Origin of the sequence: Kineobactrum sediminis (assembly GCF_002868715.1) — a bacterium.
Classification (GTDB): domain Bacteria; phylum Pseudomonadota; class Gammaproteobacteria; order Pseudomonadales; family Halieaceae; genus Kineobactrum; species Kineobactrum sediminis.
In genome coordinates this window covers 631,173-655,346 of sequence record NZ_PKLZ01000001.1, presented here as the reverse complement: position 1 = coordinate 655,346, position 24,174 = coordinate 631,173, and the positions used below count along the sequence as shown (strand labels likewise).

Genomic DNA, 24,174 nt, shown 5'->3' with positions numbered 1-24,174 from the left:
CCTCCCTAATAGCCGTATCTGTCGCATATCTCATATATCATGATATGTGAAATCAGGCCAGCTAAGGTCTCATAAGTGCCCAAATCCTATTATGTGAGACCACACCAGACCTCGCGGCACAGCTCCAGAATACACACTATGCTTTTGAGACCGCGCCAGCACAGTGCTAACCGAATAATGCGCTTTTCGCCTACTTTGAGATACTAAAAAATTGAAGCGATGCCCGCTTTCACCACAAAGCAGCTAGGTCCGCTGCCGACACGTTGCTACCATTAACGCATCAATAATGGGCCTAATGACATACAATCTAATCCATCCATTTCAGAATATTTTAGTTGCCACCAGCGTGTTCACCTGGGGGAAAGAGGTCTAATTATTGTGCTGCCTACTTCATCAGGGAACTCAGCTGCATCTTCTTGTATATAACCAACCAAAGCAAAAGATTCGCGAAAGAAGGCTAAAAAAATCGCAATGCCGTGATCTTCCACAGTTGTCCAGCGATAAAAGAACTGGTCATTTAAGACACGGTTACATCTTTTGAGCTCCGGAAGGTTGGATAGAATCGGTGCTAATTCTCGCGGGATTTCATCAGCAATTATTTGTAGGTTAGTCCACCAAGTAATCGCTATTCCCGATTTCGCAGTTAGCACCCTTTCAGCGTGCTTGTAGTAAAGGGCACAGAAAAGTTTCCGAGCGAAATTTTCCATCGCCTTCTTACATAGCGGGCCCACAGCAATCAATGGTAATTCTGCATATGAGCCACCTTCGGGGAGTAAGCTGTACTTTTGTGCCGCGCTACGTCGCTGTCGTGCGCTTGATTTGAGTTCCAGTAAAACCTCTGGCTGAAATCTACCTATACCCTCCATCATCTTCAAGGACTCTCTGGCCTCGAGCTCACTTTCGTCACCATTTTTTAGTCGTGCAAGCAAAGCAACAATTTGTTCATCACGACTGGAGCTTCTATTGCATTTCACACACGCAGGGAATTCGAAGCCCTCCGGCCATTGGCGATTATTGAAGAAAGCTCGGCTCGGAATATGGTCCGGCTCCTGCGCTGACGTGGAGCCTCCACAAAAGCAGCAGATTGGATGATCTTGTAAAAACTTGGCTTTCCTTGCTTTCTTGTTCCCCACTGTTTCCACAACCTTCATGTTGATAGAGCGTCAGTATATCTCAAAAGTTTCCGCTTCTAGGCGAAAGCGGTATTAGCGGAATCTTATTCGGTAGAGTTAGTGGCCACGACCGCTCTTGGCAGAAGCGGCCCCTCGCACTCTGGGAGAACCCTGGCAGCTATGATGTGATAGTGGGTATCTGCAGAAGCCTTATTTGTCGCACATCTCATGATATATGAGATATGCGACAGATAGGGCTACTAGGGAGGTCAGCTTTCACCTCCAAGCGGCCCTTAGAGGAATTGCCCCATGCCCCTAACCAATGCCCTGCCCTGGATTTGTCGCGAGGCGGCCGCTCTGGGGCAGAGGGGAAATCGCGCCAGGCGTTAAAGCGAGTCTGCAAATCGACGTATCCGTTCAATCGCCTCTGGGGCCTGCGACAGGTCTGCATGGTCTACACCACCTACTTCAAGAAATTCTGCATTAGGTAGTGCCTCCGCGAGCGCCCTGCCCAGACGGATCGGTACAGCCAGATCGCCTGCGAAATGGAGCACCAGCGTGGGACACGTTATTTGAGGCAGCAGAGGTCTCACATCGGTTTTCTTCATATAGTCTACCAGCTGCCGTACCGATTGGCGGGAGGCTATCAACTGCTCAAAACCCTGGTAGGTTTTGTCGCTCATTTGCTTGCGGGTGATACTCGGAAAGAATAAATCCCGAAGGACGCCAGTACCCCAGGCTTCAGGCATGCCATCCAGGGTCTTCCCACTGATCCCCATTGGAAAATCGTCGGCCTGTAGCCAGCGCGCCGTAGTGCCAAGTAGCACGAGGCCTTTGACGCGCTCGGGGTGGTCATACGCAAACTTCAAGCACATGGGTCCGCCCTCGGAAAGGCCGTAGAGAATCACCCGGTGCATACCCGCCGCGTCCATAACGGCCTCTATATCGTGGACACGCTCATACAGATTAGGAACACTCACAGAGGGATCCGACAGACCCTGGCCCCGTTTATCAAAACACAGCACTCTGGCGAAGGCACACAAGGACTCCAGAGTGTCACGAAAGATAGGTAAATGAGACATTATATTAAGGTGGCTTATAATACCGGGTGCCATCACGATATCGTGCGCACCATTGCCGAGGACGGCGTAAGCAATGCGTAGGCCGTCACTCTCGGCAAAATGAATGGGAAAAGGCGCGGGGGCACTCAAGCTTTTGAGTGTGATCTCTGCTTCTTGAGTAGGTTCGGCGGCGAGGGAGGTAGTATTACGAGCGCCTTCTACCCTTCGATGGATGAAACCCAATACCGAAATCAGGACGCCCATCAGGACAATAATTGCCGCCATACCACTCAGCAGCGTTTCGCTCTGTGAAATCCACTTGCCAATGGCTGTCAATGTTTCCATACAAATCGCGGGCTTTTATTTTTGCTCCTGCAGTCTATAGTTTAGCAATGTAGTTTCACAAGGCGAATCGGACTCGTAAGTGCAACTCAACAGGTCGAAAGGAAGAGCAAACTGCGGTAGCATCGCGGCCTTTCCTTCCGGCAAGAATGAGAAGTACAGATGAGAGAAGTAAAGGCGGATAAAAGGTGCTTGTGAGGCTGTAGCCCACAGGAATGCATGCCAATCCGCTATTCAGTGGCGTCCCTGCTGATTGATCTGTGAAAACACGGCTTCCTTAACGGCGAAAAAAGAGACAGCGTGGCAGGTTGGGCTGTTGAATTCTCTCTAACGCTAAAGACCGCTGTTAGGACAAAGCGGTCAGACAAAAAATCGACCATAGGATTTTAGTGATTGCTTTCAATATGGCCGTGCGGGGGGTGTGGCCTTGAATGCCTGTTTCAAATTCACCTATATACAAACCTTTGTGACAGCCATTGACTCTCATGGGACACTAGTGGGACGCTTCTCAGCGATAAACTACGATAAACTACGATAAACTACGATAAACTACGATAAACTACGATAATCAGGGATCATAGTGACTCAGCAGTCCAACCCTATCTCGTTGAAATCACATAGGATTGTTGATCCTGGGTTACCTTGGTTGATCCATTTCCACGGACTCATAATCGGCAGGCACTTGTGCGATGCGCGCAAGGACACTGCAGCGCACAAATTAGCGTCTACATGAAACACTTGCTCTGGAGGGTGTTCTAAAAAGCGCTACGTAACATAATGATTTTATTGATAAATATGGTGCCCGGAGACAGAATCGAACTGCCGACACGGGGATTTTCAATCCCCTGCTCTACCGACTGAGCTATCCGGGCGTATAAGCTGTGCTGCGGAGGGTGCGTATTAAAACCGCAGACGCGGTTAGAGTCAAGCGCCGGGGCTTATGCCGTGGGTTCAGGCTGAAGGTGGTACGTAGCCTTCGGCCCGGTCGTGCTCTTCCCCGGCGAAGAATTTGTCCATTTCCTGCTGCAGGTATTTGCGCGCCTCGGGGTCGATCAGGCTCAGCTGCTTTTCGTTGATCAGCATGGTTTGCTGGGCCTGCCACTCGTCCCAGGCTTTTTTGGAGACATTCTCGTAGATGTCCTGACCCTTGGGGCCCGGATACGGCGGTGCCGACAGGCCTTCGAGTTCGCGCTGGTACTTCTTGCAGAATACGGTGTGGGTCATCGCAGTGCTCCTGGTAGTTCCTGTCATTCAAGATAGTTAAAGCGTGGCCAGAAGCCGGGCTACCGGTGCTGCCAGGCCGACCTGGGCGGGCTGGGCCACGTTATACCAGAGCTGGTCGTCCGCTGCCATGACCGCCTGCGGGTTTCCCGCAAGCCGTGCGCGCAGGGGCTGTATGTCCAGGTGGTAATGGCTGAAGGTGTGCCGAAAAATGGTTTCGGGCTGCGGATCCCGGGGTGCCTGGCCGAAGTGGTCCAGGCACCACTCGTCTACGCCGGTGGTGGCCTTTATTTCGGGAAAGCACCACAGGCCGCCCCAGATGCCAGTGGGTGGTCGCCGCTGCAACAGTACGGTGCCCGCTTCGTCCTGCAGAATCAGGAACACGGTGTTGCGCACCGGCAATACCTTGCGCGGCTTGCGACCGGGAAAGTCGGCCTGGCTGCCATCGGCCCTGGCTGCGCAATCGCGGGCCAGTGGGCAGTCGTCACAGCGGGGCCGGCTGCGGGTGCACAAAGTGGCACCCAGGTCCATCATCGCCTGGCTGTAGTCGGCAACGCGGTGGCCGGGTGTGTGCTGTTCGGCCAGTTCCCACAGTGCCCGGTGTACCGCGGTTTGCCCCGGCCAGCCGGCCACTGCGTGGTAGCGGGCCAGTACCCGTTTTACGTTACCGTCCAGAATGGCCGCGCGCTGGCCAAAGGCGATACTGATAATGGCACCGGCGGTTGAGCGGCCAATTCCGGGCAGGGTGTTCAGGGCTGCCACCGAATCCGGAAACACCCCATCGTATTGGCTGCAGACCTGTCGGGCCGCCTTGTGCAGATTGCGCGCCCTGGCGTAGTAGCCGAGGCCGGTCCACAGGTGCAGCACTTCATCCACCGGTGCGTCGGCGAGGTCCACCACAGTCGGGAACGTCGCCATGAAGCGCTGAAAGTAGGGAATTACGGTGCGTACCTGGGTTTGCTGCAACATGATCTCCGACACCCACACGCGATAGGGGTCGATAGCCTGCTGCCAGGGCAGGTCCTTGCGTCCGTGCTGGTCAAACCAGGTGAGTACGCGTTTCGCGAGAGAGGGTCGGTTGCTCATGGCGGTAGTGTAATGGATTGTCGCTGGTCGCGGTAAGGCGCGGTCGTCCGATTTGGGCTCCAGGTGCGTACAATGCACTGGATGATGTTTATGAGGTAATTGAGACCATGAAGCTGGCACTGCTTGCAGCACTTACTTTACCGATGCTGGCGCTGGCGGGCTGCGGCGTAATACTCGGCCAGGAGCGTCCCGCCGCCGCAGTGAACACCGTAACCTATACGCCGGAAGGCTGGCCCCGAGCGCTGGAGGCAGACGTTTATCAGCCGCAGGGCGCCGGGCCTTTCGCGGGTATGCTGTTGGCTCACGGTGGCGGCTGGGAGCGGCGTTCCCGGGACGACATGAGCCGGCTTGCCCGCTATTACGTGGGCCGCGGCTATGTAGTGATGAATGCCGGTTACCGTTTCGCACCCGAGGCAGTGTTTCCCGCCCAGGTTCACGACCTGCAGCAGGCCATGCACTGGCTGCATCGCGAAGCGGATCGCCTGAATCTGGATCCCGGGCGGATCGGCGCATTTGGCTATTCCGCGGGGGCGCACCTGGTCAGCCTGATGGCGCTGGCCGCCGGCACCGGTCGGGATCTTGATGAACCCTGGGGTGGCATCAAGACCCGGCCGGAGGTAGTGGTAGCCGGTGGTTCGCCAATGGATCTGCGCAAATACAAGAGTGGAAAGCTGGTGCCGCAATTCCTGGGTGGTTCAATCAAGGAAATTCCGGAAACCTATGCCAGGGCGTCGCCGGTTACCCTGGTGCACGCCGCTGCGCCGCCATTTTTTCTGTTTCATGGCGCCTGGGACCAGCTGGTCGACATTGATCATGCCGAGGAATTCAAGTCGGCCCTTGAACGCCAAGACGTGCCGGTGGTGCTTGAGATCCTGCCCGCGCGCGGCCATATCCTCACTTTTTTGACTGTCGGCTCGGTTTTACCCGCCGTTGAACGTTTTCTTGAGCCGTATCTGTCGCCTCCGCAGAACTGATTGCAGCCCGCGCCGCTATTACCGAGTCTGTGGCGGTGAATTCAGCCGGGCTTTCTTCTATAATGGCGCGCTTTGCGGGGTACCCCGCATCGATCCCCGCTACAGGTTCTGGAGAACAGCATGTCCGAGCGCAAGGCGAGTGTTACCCGTAATACTCTGGAGACCCGGATTACCGCGACGGTAAACCTGGACGGTACCGGCCAGGCGACATTCGTCACCGGCATTCCGTTCCTGGAACACATGATGGACCAGATTGCCCGCCACGGCATGATTGACCTGGATATCAAGGCCGAGGGTGACCTGCATATTGATGATCACCATACGGTGGAAGATATCGGCATTACCCTGGGCCAGGCATTTACCAAGGCGGTAGCCGACAAAAAGGGGATTGTTCGCTATGGCCACGCCTATGTGCCCCTGGACGAGGCCCTGTCGCGGGTGGTGGTGGATTTTTCCGGCCGTCCGGGGTTGATCTACAAGATTCCCTTTACCCGCGCCCAGGTGGGCGGGTTTGATGTTGATTTGTTCCAGGAATTCTTCCAGGGTTTTGTCAACCATGCCCAGGTAACACTGCACATAGACAACCTGCGCGGCGACAACAGCCACCACCAGATCGAAACCGTATTCAAGGCGTTTGGTCGGGCACTGCGCATGGCGCTGGCGGCTGACCCCCGGATGGAGGGCATCATGCCCTCCACCAAAGGCGTGCTGTAGGCAACGCTGGTGAGTGGTACTGTTGCGGTAATCGATTATGGCATGGGCAACCTGCATTCCGTGGCCAGCGCGCTGCAGCATGCCGGTGCCGACCGGGTAATTGTCACCCATGATGCGAACCAGATCCGGGCTGCAGACCGGGTGGTGTTTCCCGGTGTTGGCGCGATTCGCGACTGCATGGCGGAGATTCGCCGCCTGCATTGTGATGAGCTGCTGCAGCTGGCGCTCACCGAGCAACACAAGCCGGTGCTGGCCATTTGCGTGGGCATGCAGGCGCTGATGACCAGTTCCGAAGAGAACGGTGGGGTACCCTGCCTGGATATTATTCCCGGTACCGTACGCCACTTCGGGCACCCGCTGCTGGATGCCGATGGCACTCGCCTGAAAGTACCTCACATGGGTTGGAACGAGGTTTGCCAGGTACGTGAGCACCCACTATGGGAGGATATTCCCGACCGCACCCGATTCTATTTTGTGCACAGTTATTACGTGACCGCGCGCGACCGTTCGCTGGTCGCCGCAAGCGTGGAATACGGGTGCAGTGCGGATGCCGCGCTGGCCCGGGACAACCTTTTTGCCGTGCAGTTTCATCCGGAGAAAAGCCATACCGCCGGTCTGCAACTGTTACGCAACTTTCTCAACTGGAACCCCGCATGCTGATTATTCCCGCGATTGATCTCAAGGACGGCGAGTGCGTGCGCCTGCGCCAGGGCCTGATGGACGACAGCACCGTATTCTCCGACGATCCGGTGGCGGTGGCCCGCCGCTGGGTGGACGCCGGCTGTCGGCGCCTGCACCTGGTTGACCTGAATGGTGCCTTTGCCGGTGAGCCTGTGAATGGCGAGGTGGTTACGGCAATTGCCGCGGCCTACCCGAAACTGCCGATCCAGATTGGCGGCGGTATCCGCACCCTGGATACCATTGAGCACTATGTGCGTGCCGGGGTCAGTTTCGTGATTATCGGTACCAAAGCGGTCAAGGAGCCGGATTTTGTTGCCGAGGCCTGCCGTGCCTTTCCCGGCCGGATTATCGTCGGCCTGGATGCAAAAGACGGCCTGGTGGCCACCGACGGCTGGGCCGAGGTGTCCACGGTGCAGGCCACGGACCTCGCCCGGCGCTTCCAGTCCGATGGTGTCAGTGCCATCGTCTACACCGATATCGCCCGCGATGGCATGATGCAGGGTGTGAACGTGGAAGCCACCCTGGCCATGGCCAGGGCCTCCAGCATTCCGGTGATTGCCTCCGGCGGCATTACCAACCTGGACGATATTCGTGCCCTCAATGCGGTAGCTCACGAGGGTATTTGTGGCGCCATTACCGGGCGCGCCATTTATGAGGGTACGCTCGATGTGGCAGAAGCCCAGCGCCTCTGCGACGGAGAGTCCTAGTCCATGGGCCTGGCCAAACGTATTATTCCCTGCCTGGATGTCGACAATGGCCGGGTGGTGAAGGGTGTTAATTTTGTTGGTATTCGCGATGCCGGTGACCCGGTGGAAATCGCCCGGCGTTACAATGAACAGGGCGCCGACGAAATCACCTTTCTCGATATCACCGCCAGCCACCAGGGCCGGGACACCACCGTGCATACGGTGGAGCAGATTGCCGAACAGGTATTTATCCCACTGACGGTGGGTGGCGGCATTCGCTCGCTGGAAGATATCCGCACCATGCTCAACGCCGGTGCCGACAAGGTCAGCATCAATACCGCCGCTATTCATAACCCCGAACTGGTGCGCCAGGCCTCCGAGCGGTTTGGTGCCCAGTGCATTGTGGTTGCCATCGACGCCAAGCGGGTAGAGGATGTGGAGGGCAAGCCGCGTTGGGAAATCTTCACCCACGGTGGGCGCAAACCCACTGGTATTGATGCGGTGGCCTGGGCGATAAAAATGGCCGAATTGGGGGCGGGGGAAATCCTGCTTACAAGTATGGATCGTGATGGTACCCGCAATGGCTTTGAGCTGGGCGTTACCAGCGCCATCACTGACGCGGTGGATATCCCGGTCATTGCCTCAGGCGGTGTCGGCAACCTGCAACACCTGGTGGATGGGATCCTTTTGGGCGGCGCTGACGCGGTCCTGGCGGCCAGCATCTTTCACTTCGGCGAGTTCACCGTGCCCCAGGCCAAGGCCTACATGGCGGCACATGGCATTGAGGTGCGGGTCTGAACCCCGTTCCGGAAAGCGAGACGCCGGTAGTGGTCGACTATGTCTCCGATCCCGCACTTACCCAATTTCTTGATCTGCTGCTCGATGTCGTCTGCGTGGTCGACAGCGACGGCCACTTTCAGTATGTATCCGCTGCCTGTGAGTCAGTGTTCGGCTTTACCCAGGAAGAGATGGTGGGCAAGACCGTGCAGGACCTGGTGCACCCGGACGACCGGGAATACACCCTCAACCGTGCCCGCCAGGTGATGGCCGGCACCGATAGCACCCAGTTCGAGAATCGTTACCTGCGCAAGGATGGCGAAGTGGTCCACATCATGTGGAGTGCCCGCTGGTCCGAGGAGGGCCAGGTCCGGATTGGCGTCGCTCGCGACATTACCCGGCGCAAACAGGCGGAACTGGTGCAATCCGCCTTGTTCCGGATATCCCAGGCGGCTCATCGGGAACGTGATCTGGGCATCCTGCTGGACCAGATTCACGACATCGTTGCCAAACTGGTACCCGCCCGTGGCTTTTATCTGGGCCTCTGGGACTATCGCGATGGACGCTGGAATTATCCTTTTTCCCGGGATCGGGAAAACGCGGGTGCCGCGCAGGCAGAAGGGGTGGAACCCCTGTGTGAACAGGTGCGCATCAAGGGCCAGACACTGTTGTCCGGGCCTGGGGCCCTGACTACGGGGGATACGGACATCAGTGGCAGCCGATCTTGCTATTGGTTGGGCGCGCCGCTGACCAGTGAGCAGGGGGTTATTGGTGCGCTGGTGGTCAGGAGCGACTCCCCCGCTGCCGGTTTTAGCGAAGAGCATCAGCAACTGCTGGAATTCGTAGCGGACCAGGTGACGGTCGCCATCAGCCAGCAACGTCTGCTGGCGCGACTTGAACAACGGGCCCAGTATGATGCCCTGACCGGGCTTCCCAATCGGGCCCTGCTGGATGATCGGCTACAAAAGGCGATCAGTGTCGCCGAGCGTGAATCCGGTATGCTCGCGCTGCTATTTGTCGACATGGATGATTTCAAGCGGGTCAACGATACCCTGGGCCATGCCGCCGGTGACTGCCTGTTACAGCTTACTGCGCAGCGCCTGCTTGCCAGCGTGCGTGCCTCGGATACGGTGGCCAGGCTGGGCGGAGATGAATTTATCATTGTCCTTGAAGGGTTGGCAGCGACCGATCACGCGCAGGTCCTGGTGGACAAAATCCAGGGCGCCTTTGCCCTCCCCTTCGAGCTGGACCACAAACCCCTGCTGTCGCCTGTCAGTATCGGGATGGCCTTGTATCCCGATGATGGCACTACTCCGGAGTCTTTGTTGCGGCATGCAGACAAACGCATGTATGCCGCCAAGGAAACTGCCGCGGCGCAGCGGACTACTCCTTCAGATCAGGAGCAACCACCAGGCAGTGACGCCACTCAGTAGCGTTGCACCCCCATAGCAGAGCAGTTGCATGAGCCGCCTGGGAGCGCGCAGATGCAGGTCGTGCAGGCTGTGATAGATCCGGTGCAGGGTATGAAAAAGAGGCAGCACCACACAAGCCAGTACCAGCAGTTTTCCCAGCGGATGCGCGAGCAGCGCGCCAACGGCGGCATGGGTCGCCACCGGATCGTGTGCCGCCAGCCAGGGCAGCAAGGCGGTAGCCAGCACCAGGCCGGGTCCGATAAAAGCCAGCAACATGCCACCGGCACCAAACAGGGACCAGGCGATGGGCTCATGGGAGCGACGCATGCTCAACGCCCTCCCCCGACAAGTAGCAGTACCAGCAGCAGCAAGCCGACATTGCAGACCACGGCGCCCACCTGGTGCAGCCTCTTCACTACCGTTGGGCTGACCCGCAGCCGGTCCGTATCGATAACCAGGATCTTCGGCACCAGGGCAATCCAGGTAACAGCGTGGAACAGTGCCGCCGCCAGTGCCACCCCGTGCAGGGCCAGCAACCAGGGATTGCGCAACAGTTCCAGCCAGCCCAGGAACGCCGCCTCGCCGCGGGTGAACTGGTACAAGCCGCTCATCAGCAAGAGGGTGTAAAAGAGCAGGGGTAAGGCCGTGGCCTCGCGCAGCATATAGCGGCGATAGGCGGGGTTGCGCAGCCACCAGTCGGCCCGCTGGCGCTGAACGTAGGGCTTACGCATCGTCCTTGCCTCGCAGGATATTAAACAGGTTTACTGCGTAGTTAATGTCCGAGGCCACTTTGCCCTGGTTGATCGCTGCCGCCGGGTCGACGTCCTTGGGGCACACTTGCGAACAGTAACCGACAAAGGTGCAGCTCCACACGCCTGCTTCGGCATTCAGCCAGTTCATTCGCTGGCTTGCGCCCTCGTCCCGGGAATCCAGGTTGTAGCGCTGGGCGAGGGTCAGCGCCGCCGGCCCGAGGAAGGCGGGATCGCGGCCAAATTGCGGACAGGCGGCATAGCACAGGCCGCAATTGATGCACTGGCTGAAGGCCGCGTAGCGCTGCATCTGCTCGGGAGTCTGGCGATAAGCGCCGGCACTGACGGGTTGCTCGTCGCTACGGATCAACCAGGGTTGTACGGTCTCCAGATGGTCGATAAAGCCGCTGATATCAGACACCAGGTCGCGCTCGATGGGAAAATTGTCCAGGGCCCGCACTTCCAGGGCATCCTTGCCCCGGTAGTCACGAAGGAAGGTCTTGCAGGCCAGGCGCGGCTCGCCATTTATCATCACCCCGCAACTGCCGCAGATTGCCATGCGGCAGGACCAGCGATGGCTGAGAGTCGGGTCCTGCTGGTCCTTGATCTGGTTCAGGGCGTCCAGTATGGAAAGGTCTTCGCTGTAGGGCACTTCGAAGCTCTGCGCCCAGGGTTCCTGATCTTCTTCTGGCCGGTAGCGCTGTACCCGCACGGTCACTGTTTCGGTCACGGTTTGCTCTCCTGCTGCCCGGCAGCACCGTAATGGCGTTCCGCAGGCTGTGAGCGGGTGATCACCACATCCTGCCAGTCCAGCCGCGGCGTGTCGGCTGCGCGATACACCAGGCTGTGCCTGAGGAATTGCGCATCGTCGCGCTCGGGGAAGTCTTCGATCCGCTGGTGGCTGCCGCGGGATTCCTTGCGGGCCAGTGCCGCATGGGCCATGGCCTCCGCGACATCCAGCAGGTTGCCCAGCTCGATCGCATTGAGCCACTCGGTATTGAAAACGCGGCTGCGATCCACCAGTCCCAGTTCGCGATAGCGCCCCTTCAATTCTGCAATTTTGGCGCAGGTCTGTTGCATCTGCCCCGGCAGGCGGAAAATGCCGGCCCCGTCTTCCATGGCGCGGGCCATTTCGTCCCGGATCGTGGCCAGGTGTTCGCCGCCCCTGGCTTCGCGCAGGGACTCCCACCCCGCGGCATTGTCTTGCGCCCGGGCCAGCAAGCGTCGCGGATCCACCGCTGGCCCCTGGCTCGCACGCGCTGCCGCCTGTTCCCCCGCCACCCGACCGAACACGCTCAGTTCGGCCAGGGAATTGGAGCCCAGCCGGTTCGCGCCGTGCAACCCGACACTGGCACATTCGCCGACGGCGAACAGCCCCGGCAGAGCAGTAGCAGTGTGACGGTCAGTCTGGATCCCGCCCATGGTGTAGTGGGCGGTAGGCCGCACCGGGATTGGCTCATGGACAGCATCAACGTTGACATAGGTGCGAGCCAGATCGCGGATAAAGGGCAGGCGTTCATTGATGCGGGCCTCGCCGAGATGGCGCAGGTCCAGGTTCACGGCCTCACCGCGGCTGGTGGCCAGCGCCCGCCCCGCCTTGGCCTCGTGCCAGAAAGCCTGGCTCAGGCGGTCCCGCGGCCCCAGTTCCATATATTTGTTGCAGGCTTCTCCCAGGGGAGTCTCCGGGCCGAGACCATAGTCCTGTAAATAGCGGTATCCGTCGCTATTGGTTAGTACACCTCCCTCACCCCGGGCCGCCTCGGTGATGAGGATCCCGGAGCCGGGCAAACCGGTGGGATGGTATTGCACGAATTCCATGTCCCGCAGCGCCACGCCCTGGCGATACGCCAGGGCCATGCCGTCGCCGGTGACAATACCGCCGTTGGTGTTATAGCGATAAACCCGGGCAGCGCCACCGGTGGCGAGGATGACGGCGGAAGCCGCGATCAGGGTATGGGTGCCGTTGCGCATGTCGATGGCCTGGACGCCGGCGCAGGCGCCGTCCTCCAGCAGCAGGTCGGTGCAGAAGTATTCGTCGCAGCGGCGGATCGAGGGGTACTTGAGAGAGGTCTGGAACAGCGTATGGAGGATGTGGAAGCCGGTCTTGTCGGCGGCGAACCAGGTGCGCTCGATTTTCATGCCACCGAAGGCGCGCACATTGATGCTGCCGTCGGCTTTGCGGCTCCAGGGGCAACCCCAGTGCTCCAGCCGCAGGTTTTCCTCGGTGGCGTGATGCACGAAATAGTCCACCACATCCTGGTCACAGAGCCAGTCGCCACCGGAGACGGTGTCATCGAAGTGCGCATCGAGGCTGTCGTGGAGCTGGATCACGCCGGCGCAGCCGCCCTCTGCCGCCACCGTATGGCTGCGCATCGGGTACACCTTGGACAGCAACAGGATGTCCAGCTGCGGGTTTGCCTCGGCTGCGGCGATGGCGGCCCGCAGGCCGGCGCCGCCGCCACCCACTATCACGATATCGGCTTGCAGCGCGCGTATATCGGGGGCGTCGCCTGCATTCAACGGGATGGCCTTTGCGGCCAGCGCCAGGCGCTGATCTCCGGCATGTCCACCCCGTGTTCATGGGCGTAATGACGGCACGACAGCCGCATGTCCCTGAGTTTCTCCTTGGTATGGGCGCCACTGGCCTGGAGCGCTGGTACCCGGTCAATGGCGTCAATGGCGAGGCTGAAACGGTCCACGTTGTTTTCGATGGCCAGCTCCAGAGGGGTATTGATGCTGCCCTTTTCCTTGTAACCACGGACGTGCAGGTTAGCGTGGTTGGTGCGTCGGTAGGCCAGCCGGTGAATCAGCCAGGGGTAACCGTGGAAATTGAATATCACCGGCTTGTTAACGGTGAACAGGCTGTCGAAGTCGCGGTGGCTAAGGCCATGAGGATGCTCCTCCGGGGGTGTCAGGCGGAACAGGTCCACCACATTCACAAAGCGGATCTTCAGGTCGGGGAAATGGTCGCACAACATTGCCGTCGCCGCCAGCGCTTCCTGGGTGGCGATATCACCGCATCCGGCCATCACGATATCGGGATCTTCACCCTGGTCAGTGCTGGCCCAGTCCCAGATGCCGATACCTTTGGTGCAGTGGATAATGGCCGTTTCCATATCGAGATACTGCAGGTGGTGCTGTTTGTCGCAGACGATCACGTTGATATCGTTGTGGCTGCGCAGGCAGTGGTCCGCCGTGGACAACAGGCAGTTGGCGTCCGGTGGCAGGTAAACCCGGGTTACATTGGGACTCTTGTTAACCACGATATCGAGAAAGCCGGGGTCCTGGTGGGTAAAGCCATTGTGATCCTGGCGCCAGACGGTTGAGGTAATGAGCAGGTTAAGAGAAGCGATGGGTGCCCGCCAGGCCAGCTGGTCGCTGATTGCCAGCCACTTGGCGTGCTGGTTGTACATGGAGTCGATAACATGCGCGAAGGCTTCGTAGGTTGCAAAAAAGCCGTGGCGCCCGGTGAGCAGGTAGCCCTCCAGCCAGCCCTCGAGGGTGTGCTCGGAAAGCATTTCCAGGACTCGTCCGTCGGGCGCGAGCTCGCCGCCGTCATCGTCCTCCGGCAAACGTTGCGCCAGCCACAGCTTTTTGCTTTCCTCGTAAACCGTATCCAGCTTGTTGGAGGTGGTCTCGTCGGGGCCAAACAGGCGAAAAGTATCGGGGTTGCGCGCCATGGTATCGCGCAACAGCGCCGCCAATGGCCGGGTATTGAAGACACGCTCCTGTCCCGGAGATTCGACAGCTACTGCATAATGGCGAAAATGCGGCAGTCGCAGGGGTCGCCGGAGCAGGCCACCGTTGCTGTGGGGATTGGCGCCCATGCGCCGCGGCCCAATCGGAGACAACGCACGCAGGGATTCCACCAGGCGGCCCTGGTCGTCGAACAATTCCTCCGGCCGGTAACTGCGCAGCCAACTTTCAAGCGCCGCCAGGTGTTCCGGGTCGGCGCGTACGTTTGCCAGTGGCACCTGGTGTGATCGCCAGCTCCCTTCAACCTTGTGGCCATCGACAGTCTTGGGGCCAGTCCAGCCCTTGGGGGAACGCAGCACAATCATCGGCCAGCGCGGCCGGTTTGCGACCCCTGCTGCGCGTGCCTCATTCTGCAGGCTGCGGATCTGTTCGATACAATGGGTCATCGCTGCGGCCATTTGCTGATGCATGTCAGCGGGATCCTCACCGCTGACAAAAACCGGTACCCAGCCATAACCCAGCAACAGGTTTTCCAGTTCTTCATGCGATATGCGTGCGAGCAGGGTGGGATTGTTGATCTTGTAGCCGTTGAGATGCAGGATCGGCAGCACCGCTCCGTCGCGCAGGGGATTGAGGAATTTATTGGAGTGCCATGAGGTGGCGAGGGGCCCGGTTTCCGCTTCACCATCGCCCACCGCGGTAAATACAATCAGGTCCGGGTTGTCAAAAGCGGCGCCAAAGGCATGGGACAGGCTATAACCCAGTTCGCCACCTTCATGTATCGAGCCCGGCAGTTCGGGGGTGCAGTGGCTACCCAGGCCGCCCGGAAAGGAAAACCGCCGGAACAATTCGCTCATGCCCTGTTCGTCTTCGCTCATATTCGGGTAGATTTCGGAGTAACTGCCCTCCAGGTATACCGGTGCCAGTACGCCCGGTGCGCCGTGCCCCGGGCCTGCTATGAACAGGGCATTGAGGTCATAGTGGCGGATCAGGCGGTTGGCGTGTACATACATGAAAGCGAGCCCCGGGCTGGCCCCCCAGTGGCCCAGTAGCCGTTGCTTGATGTGTTCCGGTTGCAGCGGCTCTCGTAGCAGGGCGTTACTACGCAGGTAAATCATCCCCGCGGCCAGGTAGTTGCAGGCCCGCCAATAGCCGTCGATGGCGCTAAGCTGTGCGGGTTCCAGGATGTTTGTTGTCATCTCTTGTGCGCTCTTTGACATGGGATGGGCTCCTCACCGCGGTTGCTGTTACCGTGCGTTCAGCAGTGCCATTGTCTGCCGGGCAATCTCCAGCTCCTCATTGGCGCGGACAATAAGTATCGTCACCGGCGCGCCGGGTGTATGAATAGCCTTGCTACCATCAAGACCGGGGCAGCGGTTGCGCGCCTTATCAATACTGATACCGAGGTTCTGCATATCGGTGCACGCCATGGCTCGAACCGCGGCCGAGTTCTCGCCGACCCCCGCGGTAAATACCAGGGCGTCAAGACCGCCCAGGACGGCGATGTAAGCACCGATATATTTGCGTATCCGGTAGGCGTAGATCGCCAGCGCCAGCTTCGCCGCGGCATCGCCCTGGTCACTGCGGCTGCTGATGTCGCGGACATCGTTGCTGCCGCAGAGCCCCAGAAGGCCACTGCACTGTCTCAGTTCCTGTTCCAGCTGACCGAGGTCCAGGCCTTCTTCGCGCGCTACATGGAGCGCAGCCGCAATGTCGACATCGCCGCTGCGGGTTCCCATTACCAGCCCCTCCAGCGGCGTCATGCCCATGGAGGTATCCACGCTGTGACCGTTTTTGATAGCGGCGGCACTGGCGCCGTTGCCCAGGTGCAGGGTGATCAGCTTCAGCTGCTCAAGGGGGCGGCCGAGTTGCTGTGCCGCGGCCCTGGCCGCATAGCCATGGGAAATGCCATGGAAACCGTAACGTTGTACCCGATGGTCTCGATACCAGTGGTCGGGTACCGCATAGCGGCGAGCATGTGCGGGCATACGCTGATGAAATGCCGTGTCGAATACCGCAGCCTGGGGCAACTGGGGAAAATGTTCCCGGCATTGGTTGATTACTGCCAGGGCGGGTGGATTGTGCAGTGGTGCCAGTGGAGCCAGCTGCTCAATCTCTGTGATGACGTTCTGGTCTATCGCGACCGCGCGCCGAAAGCGGTCACCGCCATGGACCACCCGGTGGCCGATGGCTTCGGGGGAGGGTAAGTTTTCCTGCTCGGCCAGTGTCTCCAGGTGTTGATAGATGTGTTGCAGGGCTGCCGAGTGATCCAGCGAATCGTAATCCTCGCCTTGTTCGCGGCGAACCCCCGTCCCGCTCAACCACTGATGTCGGGCATGGCTGTGCTCTTCACCGAGTCGCTCCAGGCGCCCCTTGCACAGATCCTTGCCGTTGGTACTGTCGACCAGGCGGTATTTGAGAGATGAGCTGCCACTATTGAATACCAGTACATTCATATCCCGCGCTGCCGCCGCCTCCCATCTGGTTCACTGAAATTCGCTCTACTGAGCATAGCTCACTGTGGTGATAGCCCACGCTCGGTCCGGTCAGATTTCATTGGCAATGCCAGGGAGGGAGTCTGAAGGCTTGCACTACTGCTATTGACAGTCATGCTAATGATTATTAGTTTTAACTGAAACATAATGAGACTGCTGCCATGGCCCTGTACGAACCCATTGAGTCAACAGATTCCCGCCGCCACCTGCTGCTGCGCAGCCCGGTTACCCTTGAACCCTGTGGTGAAATGGTATGTGCCAATGAGGACGACGTGGCTGCTGCTATCGCTACCGCCCGTCAAGTCCAGCCTGCCTGGGCAGCGACCCCGATTCGCGAGCGCGCCAGAATAGCCGAGCGCGCTTTGCAGCTGGTGTTGGAACGGCAGGACCAGATTATCGACACGGTCGTGGCAGAAACCGGCAAGACCCGCACCGATGCCATGAGTATGGAGATTTTTTCGGTGGCCGATTCGCTGTGTTATTACGCCAAGCATGCGGAAGACTTTCTTAAACCGCGCAAACGTCGGGTGCACGGGATTATCGGTATCGCCAAGCAGCTGCGCATTCTCTATAAGCCACTGGGGGTGATTGGGCTGATTACGCCCTGGAATGGCCCCTTCGTGCTGGTGATGAACCAGGCGGTGCAGGCTGTTCTGGCGGGCAATGCGGTAATCGCCAAGGGCTCTGAGGTCACCCCCTTCTCAGCCCGGCTGGCCCAGACGATTCTGGAGGACGCAGGGCTGCCGCCCGGGGTGCTGCAGGTATTGCTGGGTGACGGCGATACCGGCGCGGCCATTGTCCGCGGTGGGGTCGACAAGGTGTCTTTTACCGGCAGCGTGGCTACCGGGCGCAAAGTGGCCGAGGCCTGCGCCAGCCAGCTGATCCCCTGCACCCTGGAGCTGGGCGGTAATGATGCAATGATTGTCTGTGCCGACGCCGACCTGGACCGCGCTGCCGACGGCGCCTGGCTGGGATCGTGCATGAATACCGGTCACTATTGCTGTGGCACAGAGCGTATTTACGTGGTGAGCGAGGTCTACGACGAGTTCCTGCGGCTGGTACTGGACAAGGGCAGGCACCTGAGCCAGGGGCAGCAACATGGCTGGACAGAAGATGTTGGCGCCGTATTCTGGGATCGGCAGATGGCCATTATCGAAGCTCATGTGGAAGATGCCCGTAGCAAGGGCGCGGTGATTCATACCGGAGGCCGGCGCAACCCGGATCTCCCCGGCCTGTACTATGAGCCAACGGTGATTACCGGTGTCGACAACAGCATGGATATCATGGTGCACGAGACCTTCGGCCCCATTCTCTGTATTGAGCGGGTGGCCGATGAAGATGAGGCCCTGCGGCTGGCGAACGATTCCGAGTTTGGTCTTAACGGCAACGTATGGACCCGGGACAAGGACAAGGGCTACCGCCTGGCGGCCGCCATTGATACCGGCAGCTGCAGTGTCAACGATATGGCCCTGAGTTACGGAATCCCGGCGGCTCCGTTTGGTGGGCGCAAGAACTCCGGTATTGGCCAGGTTAATGGTAAGAAGGGCATGCGTGGCTACTGCCACGAAATGCCCATCGTAATCGACCGCTTCGGCGGTAAAATGGCGAACGGCTATCCCAATAGCGTGAAGAGCGCCGAGGGCATGCGCAAGCTGATGGATTTCATGTGGCGCAAAACACCCCTGGGCCGCTGGCTGAGCTGACTCGCCACCACTCAGTCCCTAAACAGGGTGGTCACATAATCCGCCTCAAACACCCGCCCCTCGAACAGGTCGTTATCAAGGGTACCCGTCACCCGTACCTGGTCACCGCTGTTGATCTTCTGGTAGCCTTCGTCATCCAGCGGGTTGTAGGGCATCTCGTCCACCTCGACAGTGATCATCCGTAGCCCGGTGTTGAGGTTGAATTCCTCTTCGTCCTCGTCAACACTGGTAACGGTGCCCTGAAGCACGCCGCTGGAGGGCACTATCGGCACAGCGAAATAGGACACGGCCATCGGGTCTTCCTCATCCACCGCACTGGCGTAGAAGGTCGTGCCCAGGTTTTCCACGAATACGCTGCTCGCCTCGATAGTGGTGGTTTCGAAGAGGTCATCGTCCACCATTCCCGATACGGTAACTTTGTCACCTTCGTATAACTTGTAGGCGTCCGCGTCGCGATCACCGTCGTCCATTTCCACGGTAATCGTGCCGTCACCATAGTCCAGCATGAATGAATCGGGGGTGACCGAAGTAACGGTACCGCTGATCTCGATCCAGGTGTCATCGGGCTGGAGATAGGGATTCTGGGACCAGGCGGGAGCACCCAGCAACACGCCTGAGAGTAAGATAGCCAGTTTTTTCCTGTTCATGGACTACTCCTTTTTCAAGTGGGAATATCAAAGACAGTGATTGGTTGTCTGTTGATAAAAGTAGTCCAGCCCGGTTGGGTGGGGTTGTCCCAAATCAAAAAAGTAGTGCTCTTACTCAGTTGGCGCGGCTTTTGAGAGAATCTGAAAGCAGTGCGCCCTGGCGCTGTATGACATACTGGATTATCTGGTCCTGGCTGTGTTCGTTTTCGTCAAAGTCCACTCGCAGTCTGCAGGATTCGTTGGCACTTTCCCCATCTTCAATACTTATTATGGTCCCGAGCAGGTCAACGGGCTCCCGCGCCGAATTGATCAGTATGCCTATGCGCAATCGTTCCCCGACCAACCATGTCCCCCGGGCCTCGAAGGCTATGCCGCAGCCGCTCAGATTAACCTGCGCTTTATCATAGGACTCTCCGTTAAGTTCGTCGGCTGCCAGCAATTGTGTCGCCAATGCGGAAATCTTGCGGTTGAGCAGCTCCATTGCCTGCGCAATCACAGGATCCCGCTGCGCTACATGTTCAATGGCGTCGTTGAGATCGCGGTCACTTTTACCCAGCAGAATGCCTGCTCCAAGGTCAGTGCTCTCCGCCGGCGTCTGTCCTCCGGTAATCGCGCCATAACGCAGCAGAACTGTGTCATTGATGCGGTAGTAGCGCCGGCGATCGTTAATCCCGTTCATGCGCTGTTCCTCCTGGCAAAGTGTATTGGTGAGTTTTTAATCGAGGCCCGGAATTTCCAGCGACTCGGAATCTATCTGCAAAAGATCATCCGTGGCAAGCTCGGCACTATCTTCCAGGCTCTGCCGGATAACGATTTCAACTCGCCTGTTAAGGGCGCGACCCGCTGCCGTATCATTGGAGGTGAAGGGGCGCGTGTCGGCGTAGCCGACGACCATTGCACGGCGGCCCTGCAGGCTTTTCCCCGCCAGCAGTTCATGGGTAACCGAGAGTGCCCTGCCGGACGCCAGTGCCCAGTTGGATTTGAAGGTGCCGCTTTTTATTGGCACATCATCGGTGTGGCCCTCAATGGAGATCTTGCCGGGTATCTCCACCAGTGCTTCCCTGAGCCTGTGCATCACCGGCAGGAAATCCTGGGTAAGGGTTGCGGAACCGGAGGGAAACGAAGCATTTTCGCGAATCCGGATGGTGATTAAACGCCCCTCTGACTCAATTTCAATATTCTCGCGATTAATCTCATCGCTGAGAATGGCTTTCAACTTTTCGGCATCGGCCCGGGTCTCGTCCAACAGGTCCTGGATCTTCTTTGCGAGCAGCGCCTCTGCCTCTGCTTCACTGAGTTCGGTGGCCGGTGTCGCTCGTTCACCTACTCGCAGTGATGAATCTGTGGTGTCTGTGGTCACCTGCTGAATGGTCTTTATCGGCGTTGGGGTGGTTTCCCCGGGGCTGAACTCCCGGGCGATGATGCTGGTACCCTTGGGAACATCCTTCAGCTCCAGCTCTTTCTGAACGCCGAAAGCCATCTTCATAGACCCGGCGATGGTTTTATAGCGCTCCAGGTCCATCTCTGAAAACGACAGTAGAAGTACAAAAAATGCCAGTAACAGCGACATCAAATCCGCGAAGGTCGCTATCCAGGCGGGCGCACCGCGTACTTCTTCTACTTCAAAATCGAACTCAATCATCTTTTTCGCTGTCGACCTTGCGCCTGGCAGGTGCGAGATAAACCCTTAACATCGAATCGATTACTCTCGGGTTCTGGCCGGCCTGGATGGCAAGCAGGCCATCGATACACATCGCCTTGAGACGGCCTTCCTCACTCTTGCGCAGGTTCAGTTTGTCGGCGATGGGAAAGGCGACCATGTTCGCCAGCATGGCGCCATAGAGAGTGGTGAGCAGCGCAACGGCCATGGCGGGGCCGATTGTCTTGGGGTCATCCATGCCGGCGAGCATTTGTACCAGGCCGATAAGCGTACCGATCATGCCCATCGCGGGTGCGACATCACCAGTAGCACTGAAGACTCTGGCACCCCAGTTATGACGGTCAATGGTCTGCTGCAGGTCTTTCTTCAGCACGGCACTGACGGTCTCCGGGGTGTTTCCATCGGACAGCATCTGTACGCCCTGCTGTAGGAATTCATTTTCTATTACCGCGTTTTCCAGCGCCAGCAGGCCTTCTTTACGCGATGTTGTGGCCAGCTCTACAATTTTGGCCACCATGGCCTCGGGATCTTCCAGCTGGTTGGAAAATGCCCGCGCCGCCACCCTGAATGCACTCAGGAACTGGTGCAGGTTGAACTTCATCATAACGACCAGCATGGTGCCCATGAGGACGATCAGGATTGAAGGAATATTGACGAAGATGATCGGGGAGCCACCGGTAAGAATTGCCGCAATCACGACACCCATGGCCCCTACCAGGCCCAGCAATGTTGCCAGATCCATACCGCAACTATCCTTATGTCCGTTTGTTGTTGTTGAAGGTCGCTTTTATGATGCTCGAGTATATCTTAAGCGCTGTGACAAATGCGTTCTGTTACACTTTTGTGAGGGCCGGTGTGTCCGAAACGGGCGATGCTCCTCGTATGGCCTGCTACGTAGCCTGTAACGGTGGGGTTGGTGTCATATGTTGTCGGTTGAAAATGCTGGCCGAAGAGTCCGTGACCAGTGGGTCTGGCGGGGCCTGGATTTCCGCGTGACCCCGGGTGAAGCCTGGGCAGTGAGTGGTCCTTCCGGCTCGGGCAAGACGCTGTTGCTGCGTTGTCTTGCGGCGCTGGACCCACTTGATGAAGGCCGGATACTGTTTGAGGGCCGCGATACGGAAACAATCAACGTGCCGGCTTATCGTGCCAGGGTTTTGTATTTACACCAGCAGCCGGCGTTCTTTGAGGGGACGGTGGAGGAAAACCTGCGCGCCGTGCTCGCACTTGCGCAACACAGCGGGCGTGAATTTGACCAGGCGTGGATTTCCGGCACGCTCGAGCGCCTTGGCAAATCACCGGATTTCCTGCAGCGCCCGATATCGGCACTGTCCGGTGGCGAGGCACAGATAGTGGCTTTTTTACGCGGCCTGCAAATTTCCCCGACCCTGCTATTGCTTGATGAGCCCACCGCAGCACTGGATCCGGAAGCGGTTGGCCAGATCGAATCACTGATTGAAGCCTGGCAGGCGGCCGATCCTGAGCATTCGCTGCTGTGGGTAAGCCATGACCAGGGTCAGCTTGAACGCATGACCAGCCGACGGCTGCTGCTGGGGGACGGCTGATGGATTCGGCTTACATCCAGATTGGTAATCTCGAGCTGGCACTGGCGGCGCTGCTGATGCTGATTAATCTTGGCCTGTCAGCCTGGCTGCGGTTGGGCCTCGGCAGGCAACTGGTACTGGCATCGGTGCGCATGTCGGTACAGCTGTTACTGGTGGGACTAATACTTGAATGGATCTTTGCCCTGCGCAATCCCTGGGTGGTGCTCCTGCTCGCCATGATCATGGGCACTACCGCCGGTATTGCGGCGGTAGGGCGTACCGGGCGACGTTTTCCGGGCATCTACCGCAACAGCCTGTTGAATGTACTCTTTGCCTCCTTTCTGGTGACCGGGCTGGCCGGGCAGGGGATCATCCGCTTTCAGCCCTGGTATGACCCCCAGTATTTTATCCCCTTGCTGGGGATGCTGTTGGGTAATGCGTTAACCGGTATCTCACTGGCTCTGGACCGGTTCATGGAAAACCTGGTGAGCAGGCGCGCCTTTATAGAATCAATGCTGTGCCTGGGTGCAACGCGCTGGGAGGCGGCACACCGTGAGGTAAAGGACGCCGTGCGCACCGGCATGATTCCCATCATCAACGCGATGATGGTAATGGGAGTGGTCAGCCTGCCGGGCATGATGACCGGACAGATTCTCGCCGGTGCGGACCCCGCCGATGCGGTGCGCTACCAGATTGTGATTGTATTCATGATTGCCGCATCCACGGCGCTGGGTACCCTGGGGGTGGTGATGATGAGTTTTTTCTCGATGTTCTCAAGCCGTCATCGCCTGCTATCTGCCCAGCTCCTGCGTACTCAGAGCGAGTGAAGCTGCGGCTGTGCCAGAACCTCTGACACGGTGGCCAGGCGCAGTCCCTGGGCCTCAAGTGTTGGCAGGATCTCCTGCAAAAACGCGATGGTTTCAGGGTATGGGTGGCCAATAGCCACTGCCACGCCTTCGCGCCGCGCACGGCTCACAAGTACCTCAAAGCGCTCTGCAATCGCCGCGCGCTCAGGGATGTTATCCAGGAATACCTGGCGCGACAAATGTGGCAGCCCTGTTTCGGCGGCAATGATGGCCGCCACCGTATCTTTGTTGGTCCGCGAATCCACAAAATACAGTTGCTGCTCGGCCAGCTGGGCCATCAGCCAGGTCATTTGTTTTCGCAAGGGGGTCAGCGCGCTGCCCATGTGGTTGTTAACCCCACGGATATGAGGCGTTCCGGCAATTGCCTGTTGCAGGGTAGCCCTGAATTCGGTTTCCGAGAGGTTCTCGGTCAACTCGCCGGTTCCGGGATTATTGTTGCCCAGTGCACTCATCGGCGCGTGCAGCAGTACCTCCTTGCCGGCGAGCCAGGCCTGCTTGGCCAGGCCAGCACCATGTGGGGTGTGCGGCAGTACCGCAATATTGAGCTTGCCCGGTAGCGCGATGGCGGCCTCGCCTTCCCCCCGATGGTTGCCGATATCATCAATGATGATTACCAGGGTCACCATCCCGGGGGCTGGATGGACGGTGCTGATGGCGCCGGGCAGGTCATCCGCGCGCCGCGTTTCCGTAACGGCCCACGCCGTGTCGACCAGGGGTAATAACAGCGCGAGCAATAGCAGTCGATGCATCG

24 protein-coding genes and 1 tRNA gene are annotated in these 24,174 nt (G+C 58.6%); 9 read left to right on the top strand and 16 right to left on the bottom strand.

Annotation, left to right across the window (positions count from 1 at the left end; translation table 11 throughout):
• Positions 1–350: 350 nt before the first annotated feature.
• The 5 genes from CWI75_RS02915 to mutY form a co-directional block, all read right to left on the bottom strand.
• The gene (locus tag CWI75_RS02915) at positions 351–1,151 is read right to left on the bottom strand and encodes a hypothetical protein (protein ID WP_101519943.1); all 801 of its coding nucleotides are present in this window, start codon (positions 1,149–1,151) and stop codon (positions 351–353) included.
• 347 nt (positions 1,152–1,498) lie between these two features.
• Positions 1,499–2,518 (bottom strand): alpha/beta fold hydrolase, encoded by a 1,020-nt coding sequence (locus CWI75_RS02910; RefSeq protein ID WP_101519942.1) that lies wholly within the window; start codon positions 2,516–2,518, stop codon positions 1,499–1,501.
• Between the two features lie 793 nt (positions 2,519–3,311).
• Positions 3,312–3,387: transfer RNA gene (locus CWI75_RS02905), tRNA-Phe, on the bottom strand.
• A 79-nt stretch (positions 3,388–3,466) separates the two neighbouring features.
• Positions 3,467–3,739 (bottom strand): oxidative damage protection protein, encoded by a 273-nt coding sequence (locus CWI75_RS02900; protein ID WP_101519941.1) that lies wholly within the window; start codon positions 3,737–3,739, stop codon positions 3,467–3,469.
• A 36-nt stretch (positions 3,740–3,775) separates the two neighbouring features.
• Entirely contained in the window at positions 3,776–4,822 is a 1,047-nt protein-coding gene (mutY, locus tag CWI75_RS02895; protein WP_101519940.1) for an A/G-specific adenine glycosylase, read from the bottom strand.
• Between the two features lie 107 nt (positions 4,823–4,929).
• Here mutY and CWI75_RS02890 point away from each other — a divergent pair, with 107 nt between their 5' ends.
• From CWI75_RS02890 to CWI75_RS02865, 6 genes are all read left to right on the top strand, one after another.
• On the top strand, positions 4,930–5,796 hold the full coding sequence (locus tag CWI75_RS02890) for an alpha/beta hydrolase (protein ID WP_146003533.1): 867 nt from the start codon (positions 4,930–4,932) through the stop codon (positions 5,794–5,796).
• 120 nt (positions 5,797–5,916) lie between these two features.
• Positions 5,917–6,510 (top strand): imidazoleglycerol-phosphate dehydratase HisB, encoded by a 594-nt coding sequence (gene hisB, locus CWI75_RS02885; RefSeq protein ID WP_101519938.1) that lies wholly within the window; start codon positions 5,917–5,919, stop codon positions 6,508–6,510.
• A 9-nt stretch (positions 6,511–6,519) separates the two neighbouring features.
• The gene (gene hisH / locus CWI75_RS02880; RefSeq protein WP_101519937.1) at positions 6,520–7,170 is read left to right on the top strand and encodes an imidazole glycerol phosphate synthase subunit HisH; all 651 of its coding nucleotides are present in this window, start codon (positions 6,520–6,522) and stop codon (positions 7,168–7,170) included.
• Positions 7,164–7,898, top strand: a complete 735-nt coding sequence (gene hisA / locus CWI75_RS02875) for a 1-(5-phosphoribosyl)-5-[(5-phosphoribosylamino)methylideneamino]imidazole-4-carboxamide isomerase (protein WP_101519936.1) — start codon at positions 7,164–7,166, stop codon at positions 7,896–7,898. The genes hisH and hisA overlap by 7 nt, the downstream gene beginning before the upstream one ends.
• A 3-nt stretch (positions 7,899–7,901) precedes the next feature.
• On the top strand, positions 7,902–8,675 hold the full coding sequence (gene hisF, locus CWI75_RS02870; protein ID WP_101519935.1) for an imidazole glycerol phosphate synthase subunit HisF: 774 nt from the start codon (positions 7,902–7,904) through the stop codon (positions 8,673–8,675).
• 29 nt (positions 8,676–8,704) lie between these two features.
• Positions 8,705–10,087 carry a sensor domain-containing protein gene (locus CWI75_RS02865; RefSeq protein WP_101519934.1) on the top strand — a complete coding sequence of 461 codons (1,383 nt, stop codon included), beginning with the start codon at positions 8,705–8,707 and terminating at the stop codon, positions 10,085–10,087.
• Here CWI75_RS02865 and frdD read toward each other — a convergent pair.
• Genes frdD through CWI75_RS02835 form a run of 6 tightly spaced genes read right to left on the bottom strand, consistent with a single transcriptional unit; the run spans position 10,046 to position 16,967 of the window.
• Positions 10,046–10,393, bottom strand: coding sequence for a fumarate reductase subunit FrdD (gene frdD, locus CWI75_RS02860; RefSeq protein ID WP_101519933.1), 348 nt, complete (start codon positions 10,391–10,393; stop codon positions 10,046–10,048). The two genes, CWI75_RS02865 and frdD, sit on opposite strands and share 42 nt — an antisense overlap.
• A 2-nt stretch (positions 10,394–10,395) precedes the next feature.
• On the bottom strand, positions 10,396–10,797 hold the full coding sequence (locus CWI75_RS02855; RefSeq protein ID WP_101519932.1) for a fumarate reductase subunit C: 402 nt from the start codon (positions 10,795–10,797) through the stop codon (positions 10,396–10,398).
• Entirely contained in the window at positions 10,790–11,545 is a 756-nt protein-coding gene (locus CWI75_RS02850; protein WP_101519931.1) for a succinate dehydrogenase/fumarate reductase iron-sulfur subunit, read from the bottom strand. Before CWI75_RS02850 ends, CWI75_RS02855 begins: the two co-directional genes overlap by 8 nt.
• Positions 11,542–13,335 (bottom strand): fumarate reductase (quinol) flavoprotein subunit, encoded by a 1,794-nt coding sequence (gene frdA / locus CWI75_RS02845; protein ID WP_241521051.1) that lies wholly within the window; start codon positions 13,333–13,335, stop codon positions 11,542–11,544. The genes CWI75_RS02850 and frdA overlap by 4 nt, the downstream gene beginning before the upstream one ends.
• Complete coding sequence (locus CWI75_RS02840; RefSeq protein ID WP_101519930.1) at positions 13,332–15,731, bottom strand: phosphoketolase family protein; 2,400 nt, start codon at positions 15,729–15,731, stop codon at positions 13,332–13,334. The genes frdA and CWI75_RS02840 overlap by 4 nt, the downstream gene beginning before the upstream one ends.
• A gap of 27 nt (positions 15,732–15,758) precedes the next feature.
• Positions 15,759–16,967 (bottom strand): acetate/propionate family kinase, encoded by a 1,209-nt coding sequence (locus CWI75_RS02835; protein WP_101519929.1) that lies wholly within the window; start codon positions 16,965–16,967, stop codon positions 15,759–15,761.
• Positions 16,968–17,167: 200 nt separating this feature from the next.
• Between CWI75_RS02835 and CWI75_RS02830 the strand changes: the two genes are divergently transcribed.
• Positions 17,168–18,709 (top strand): aldehyde dehydrogenase family protein, encoded by a 1,542-nt coding sequence (locus CWI75_RS02830; protein ID WP_101519928.1) that lies wholly within the window; start codon positions 17,168–17,170, stop codon positions 18,707–18,709.
• 11 nt (positions 18,710–18,720) lie between these two features.
• Here CWI75_RS02830 and CWI75_RS02825 read toward each other — a convergent pair whose 3' ends face one another.
• From CWI75_RS02825 to pomA, 4 genes are all read right to left on the bottom strand, one after another.
• Positions 18,721–19,356: a hypothetical protein gene (locus CWI75_RS02825; protein WP_101519927.1), complete on the bottom strand. Its 636-nt coding sequence runs from the start codon at positions 19,354–19,356 to the stop codon at positions 18,721–18,723.
• Between the two features lie 115 nt (positions 19,357–19,471).
• Complete coding sequence (locus tag CWI75_RS02820; RefSeq protein ID WP_101519926.1) at positions 19,472–20,035, bottom strand: PilZ domain-containing protein; 564 nt, start codon at positions 20,033–20,035, stop codon at positions 19,472–19,474.
• Positions 20,036–20,071: 36 nt separating this feature from the next.
• The gene (locus CWI75_RS02815; RefSeq protein ID WP_101519925.1) at positions 20,072–20,998 is read right to left on the bottom strand and encodes a MotB family protein; all 927 of its coding nucleotides are present in this window, start codon (positions 20,996–20,998) and stop codon (positions 20,072–20,074) included.
• Positions 20,991–21,758 carry a flagellar motor protein PomA gene (gene pomA, locus CWI75_RS02810; protein ID WP_101519924.1) on the bottom strand — a complete coding sequence of 256 codons (768 nt, stop codon included), beginning with the start codon at positions 21,756–21,758 and terminating at the stop codon, positions 20,991–20,993. Before pomA ends, CWI75_RS02815 begins: the two co-directional genes overlap by 8 nt.
• Before the next feature lie 181 nt (positions 21,759–21,939).
• On the opposite strand from pomA, the gene CWI75_RS02805 reads away from it, so the two are divergent.
• The gene (locus tag CWI75_RS02805; protein ID WP_101519923.1) at positions 21,940–22,578 is read left to right on the top strand and encodes an ABC transporter ATP-binding protein; all 639 of its coding nucleotides are present in this window, start codon (positions 21,940–21,942) and stop codon (positions 22,576–22,578) included.
• Positions 22,578–23,384: an ABC transporter permease gene (locus CWI75_RS02800; protein WP_101519922.1), complete on the top strand. Its 807-nt coding sequence runs from the start codon at positions 22,578–22,580 to the stop codon at positions 23,382–23,384. Before CWI75_RS02805 ends, CWI75_RS02800 begins: the two co-directional genes overlap by 1 nt.
• Here the strand turns inward: CWI75_RS02800 and CWI75_RS02795 are convergent.
• Positions 23,372–24,172 carry a divergent polysaccharide deacetylase family protein gene (locus CWI75_RS02795; protein ID WP_101519921.1) on the bottom strand — a complete coding sequence of 267 codons (801 nt, stop codon included), beginning with the start codon at positions 24,170–24,172 and terminating at the stop codon, positions 23,372–23,374. The genes CWI75_RS02800 and CWI75_RS02795 overlap by 13 nt on opposite strands.
• Between the last annotated feature and the right edge of the window lie 2 nt (positions 24,173–24,174).

Excerpts from the sequence above, each read along its gene's own strand:
- CWI75_RS02825 (WP_101519927.1), bottom strand. The coding sequence starts at position 19,356 with ATGAACAGGAAAAAACTGGCTATCTTACTCTCAGGCGTGTTGCTGGGT.
- CWI75_RS02910 (WP_101519942.1), bottom strand. The coding sequence starts at position 2,518 with ATGGAAACATTGACAGCCATTGGCAAGTGGATTTCACAGAGCGAAACG.
- mutY (WP_101519940.1), bottom strand. The coding sequence starts at position 4,822 with ATGAGCAACCGACCCTCTCTCGCGAAACGCGTACTCACCTGGTTTGAC.
- CWI75_RS02835 (WP_101519929.1), bottom strand. The coding sequence starts at position 16,967 with ATGAATGTACTGGTATTCAATAGTGGCAGCTCATCTCTCAAATACCGC.
- pomA (WP_101519924.1), bottom strand. The coding sequence starts at position 21,758 with ATGGATCTGGCAACATTGCTGGGCCTGGTAGGGGCCATGGGTGTCGTG.
- hisA (WP_101519936.1), top strand. The coding sequence starts at position 7,164 with ATGCTGATTATTCCCGCGATTGATCTCAAGGACGGCGAGTGCGTGCGC.
- hisF (WP_101519935.1), top strand. The coding sequence starts at position 7,902 with ATGGGCCTGGCCAAACGTATTATTCCCTGCCTGGATGTCGACAATGGC.
- CWI75_RS02820 (WP_101519926.1), bottom strand. The coding sequence starts at position 20,035 with ATGAACGGGATTAACGATCGCCGGCGCTACTACCGCATCAATGACACA.
- CWI75_RS02830 (WP_101519928.1), top strand. The coding sequence starts at position 17,168 with ATGGCCCTGTACGAACCCATTGAGTCAACAGATTCCCGCCGCCACCTG.
- frdD (WP_101519933.1), bottom strand. The coding sequence starts at position 10,393 with ATGCGTCGCTCCCATGAGCCCATCGCCTGGTCCCTGTTTGGTGCCGGT.
- CWI75_RS02900 (WP_101519941.1), bottom strand. The coding sequence starts at position 3,739 with ATGACCCACACCGTATTCTGCAAGAAGTACCAGCGCGAACTCGAAGGC.
- CWI75_RS02855 (WP_101519932.1), bottom strand. The coding sequence starts at position 10,797 with ATGCGTAAGCCCTACGTTCAGCGCCAGCGGGCCGACTGGTGGCTGCGC.
- CWI75_RS02840 (WP_101519930.1), bottom strand. The coding sequence starts at position 15,731 with ATGTCAAAGAGCGCACAAGAGATGACAACAAACATCCTGGAACCCGCA.
- CWI75_RS02890 (WP_146003533.1), top strand. The coding sequence starts at position 4,930 with ATGAAGCTGGCACTGCTTGCAGCACTTACTTTACCGATGCTGGCGCTG.
- CWI75_RS02805 (WP_101519923.1), top strand. The coding sequence starts at position 21,940 with ATGTTGTCGGTTGAAAATGCTGGCCGAAGAGTCCGTGACCAGTGGGTC.
- CWI75_RS02815 (WP_101519925.1), bottom strand. The coding sequence starts at position 20,998 with ATGATTGAGTTCGATTTTGAAGTAGAAGAAGTACGCGGTGCGCCCGCC.
- hisB (WP_101519938.1), top strand. The coding sequence starts at position 5,917 with ATGTCCGAGCGCAAGGCGAGTGTTACCCGTAATACTCTGGAGACCCGG.
- CWI75_RS02800 (WP_101519922.1), top strand. The coding sequence starts at position 22,578 with ATGGATTCGGCTTACATCCAGATTGGTAATCTCGAGCTGGCACTGGCG.
- CWI75_RS02795 (WP_101519921.1), bottom strand. The coding sequence starts at position 24,172 with ATGCATCGACTGCTATTGCTCGCGCTGTTATTACCCCTGGTCGACACG.
- CWI75_RS02915 (WP_101519943.1), bottom strand. The coding sequence starts at position 1,151 with ATGAAGGTTGTGGAAACAGTGGGGAACAAGAAAGCAAGGAAAGCCAAG.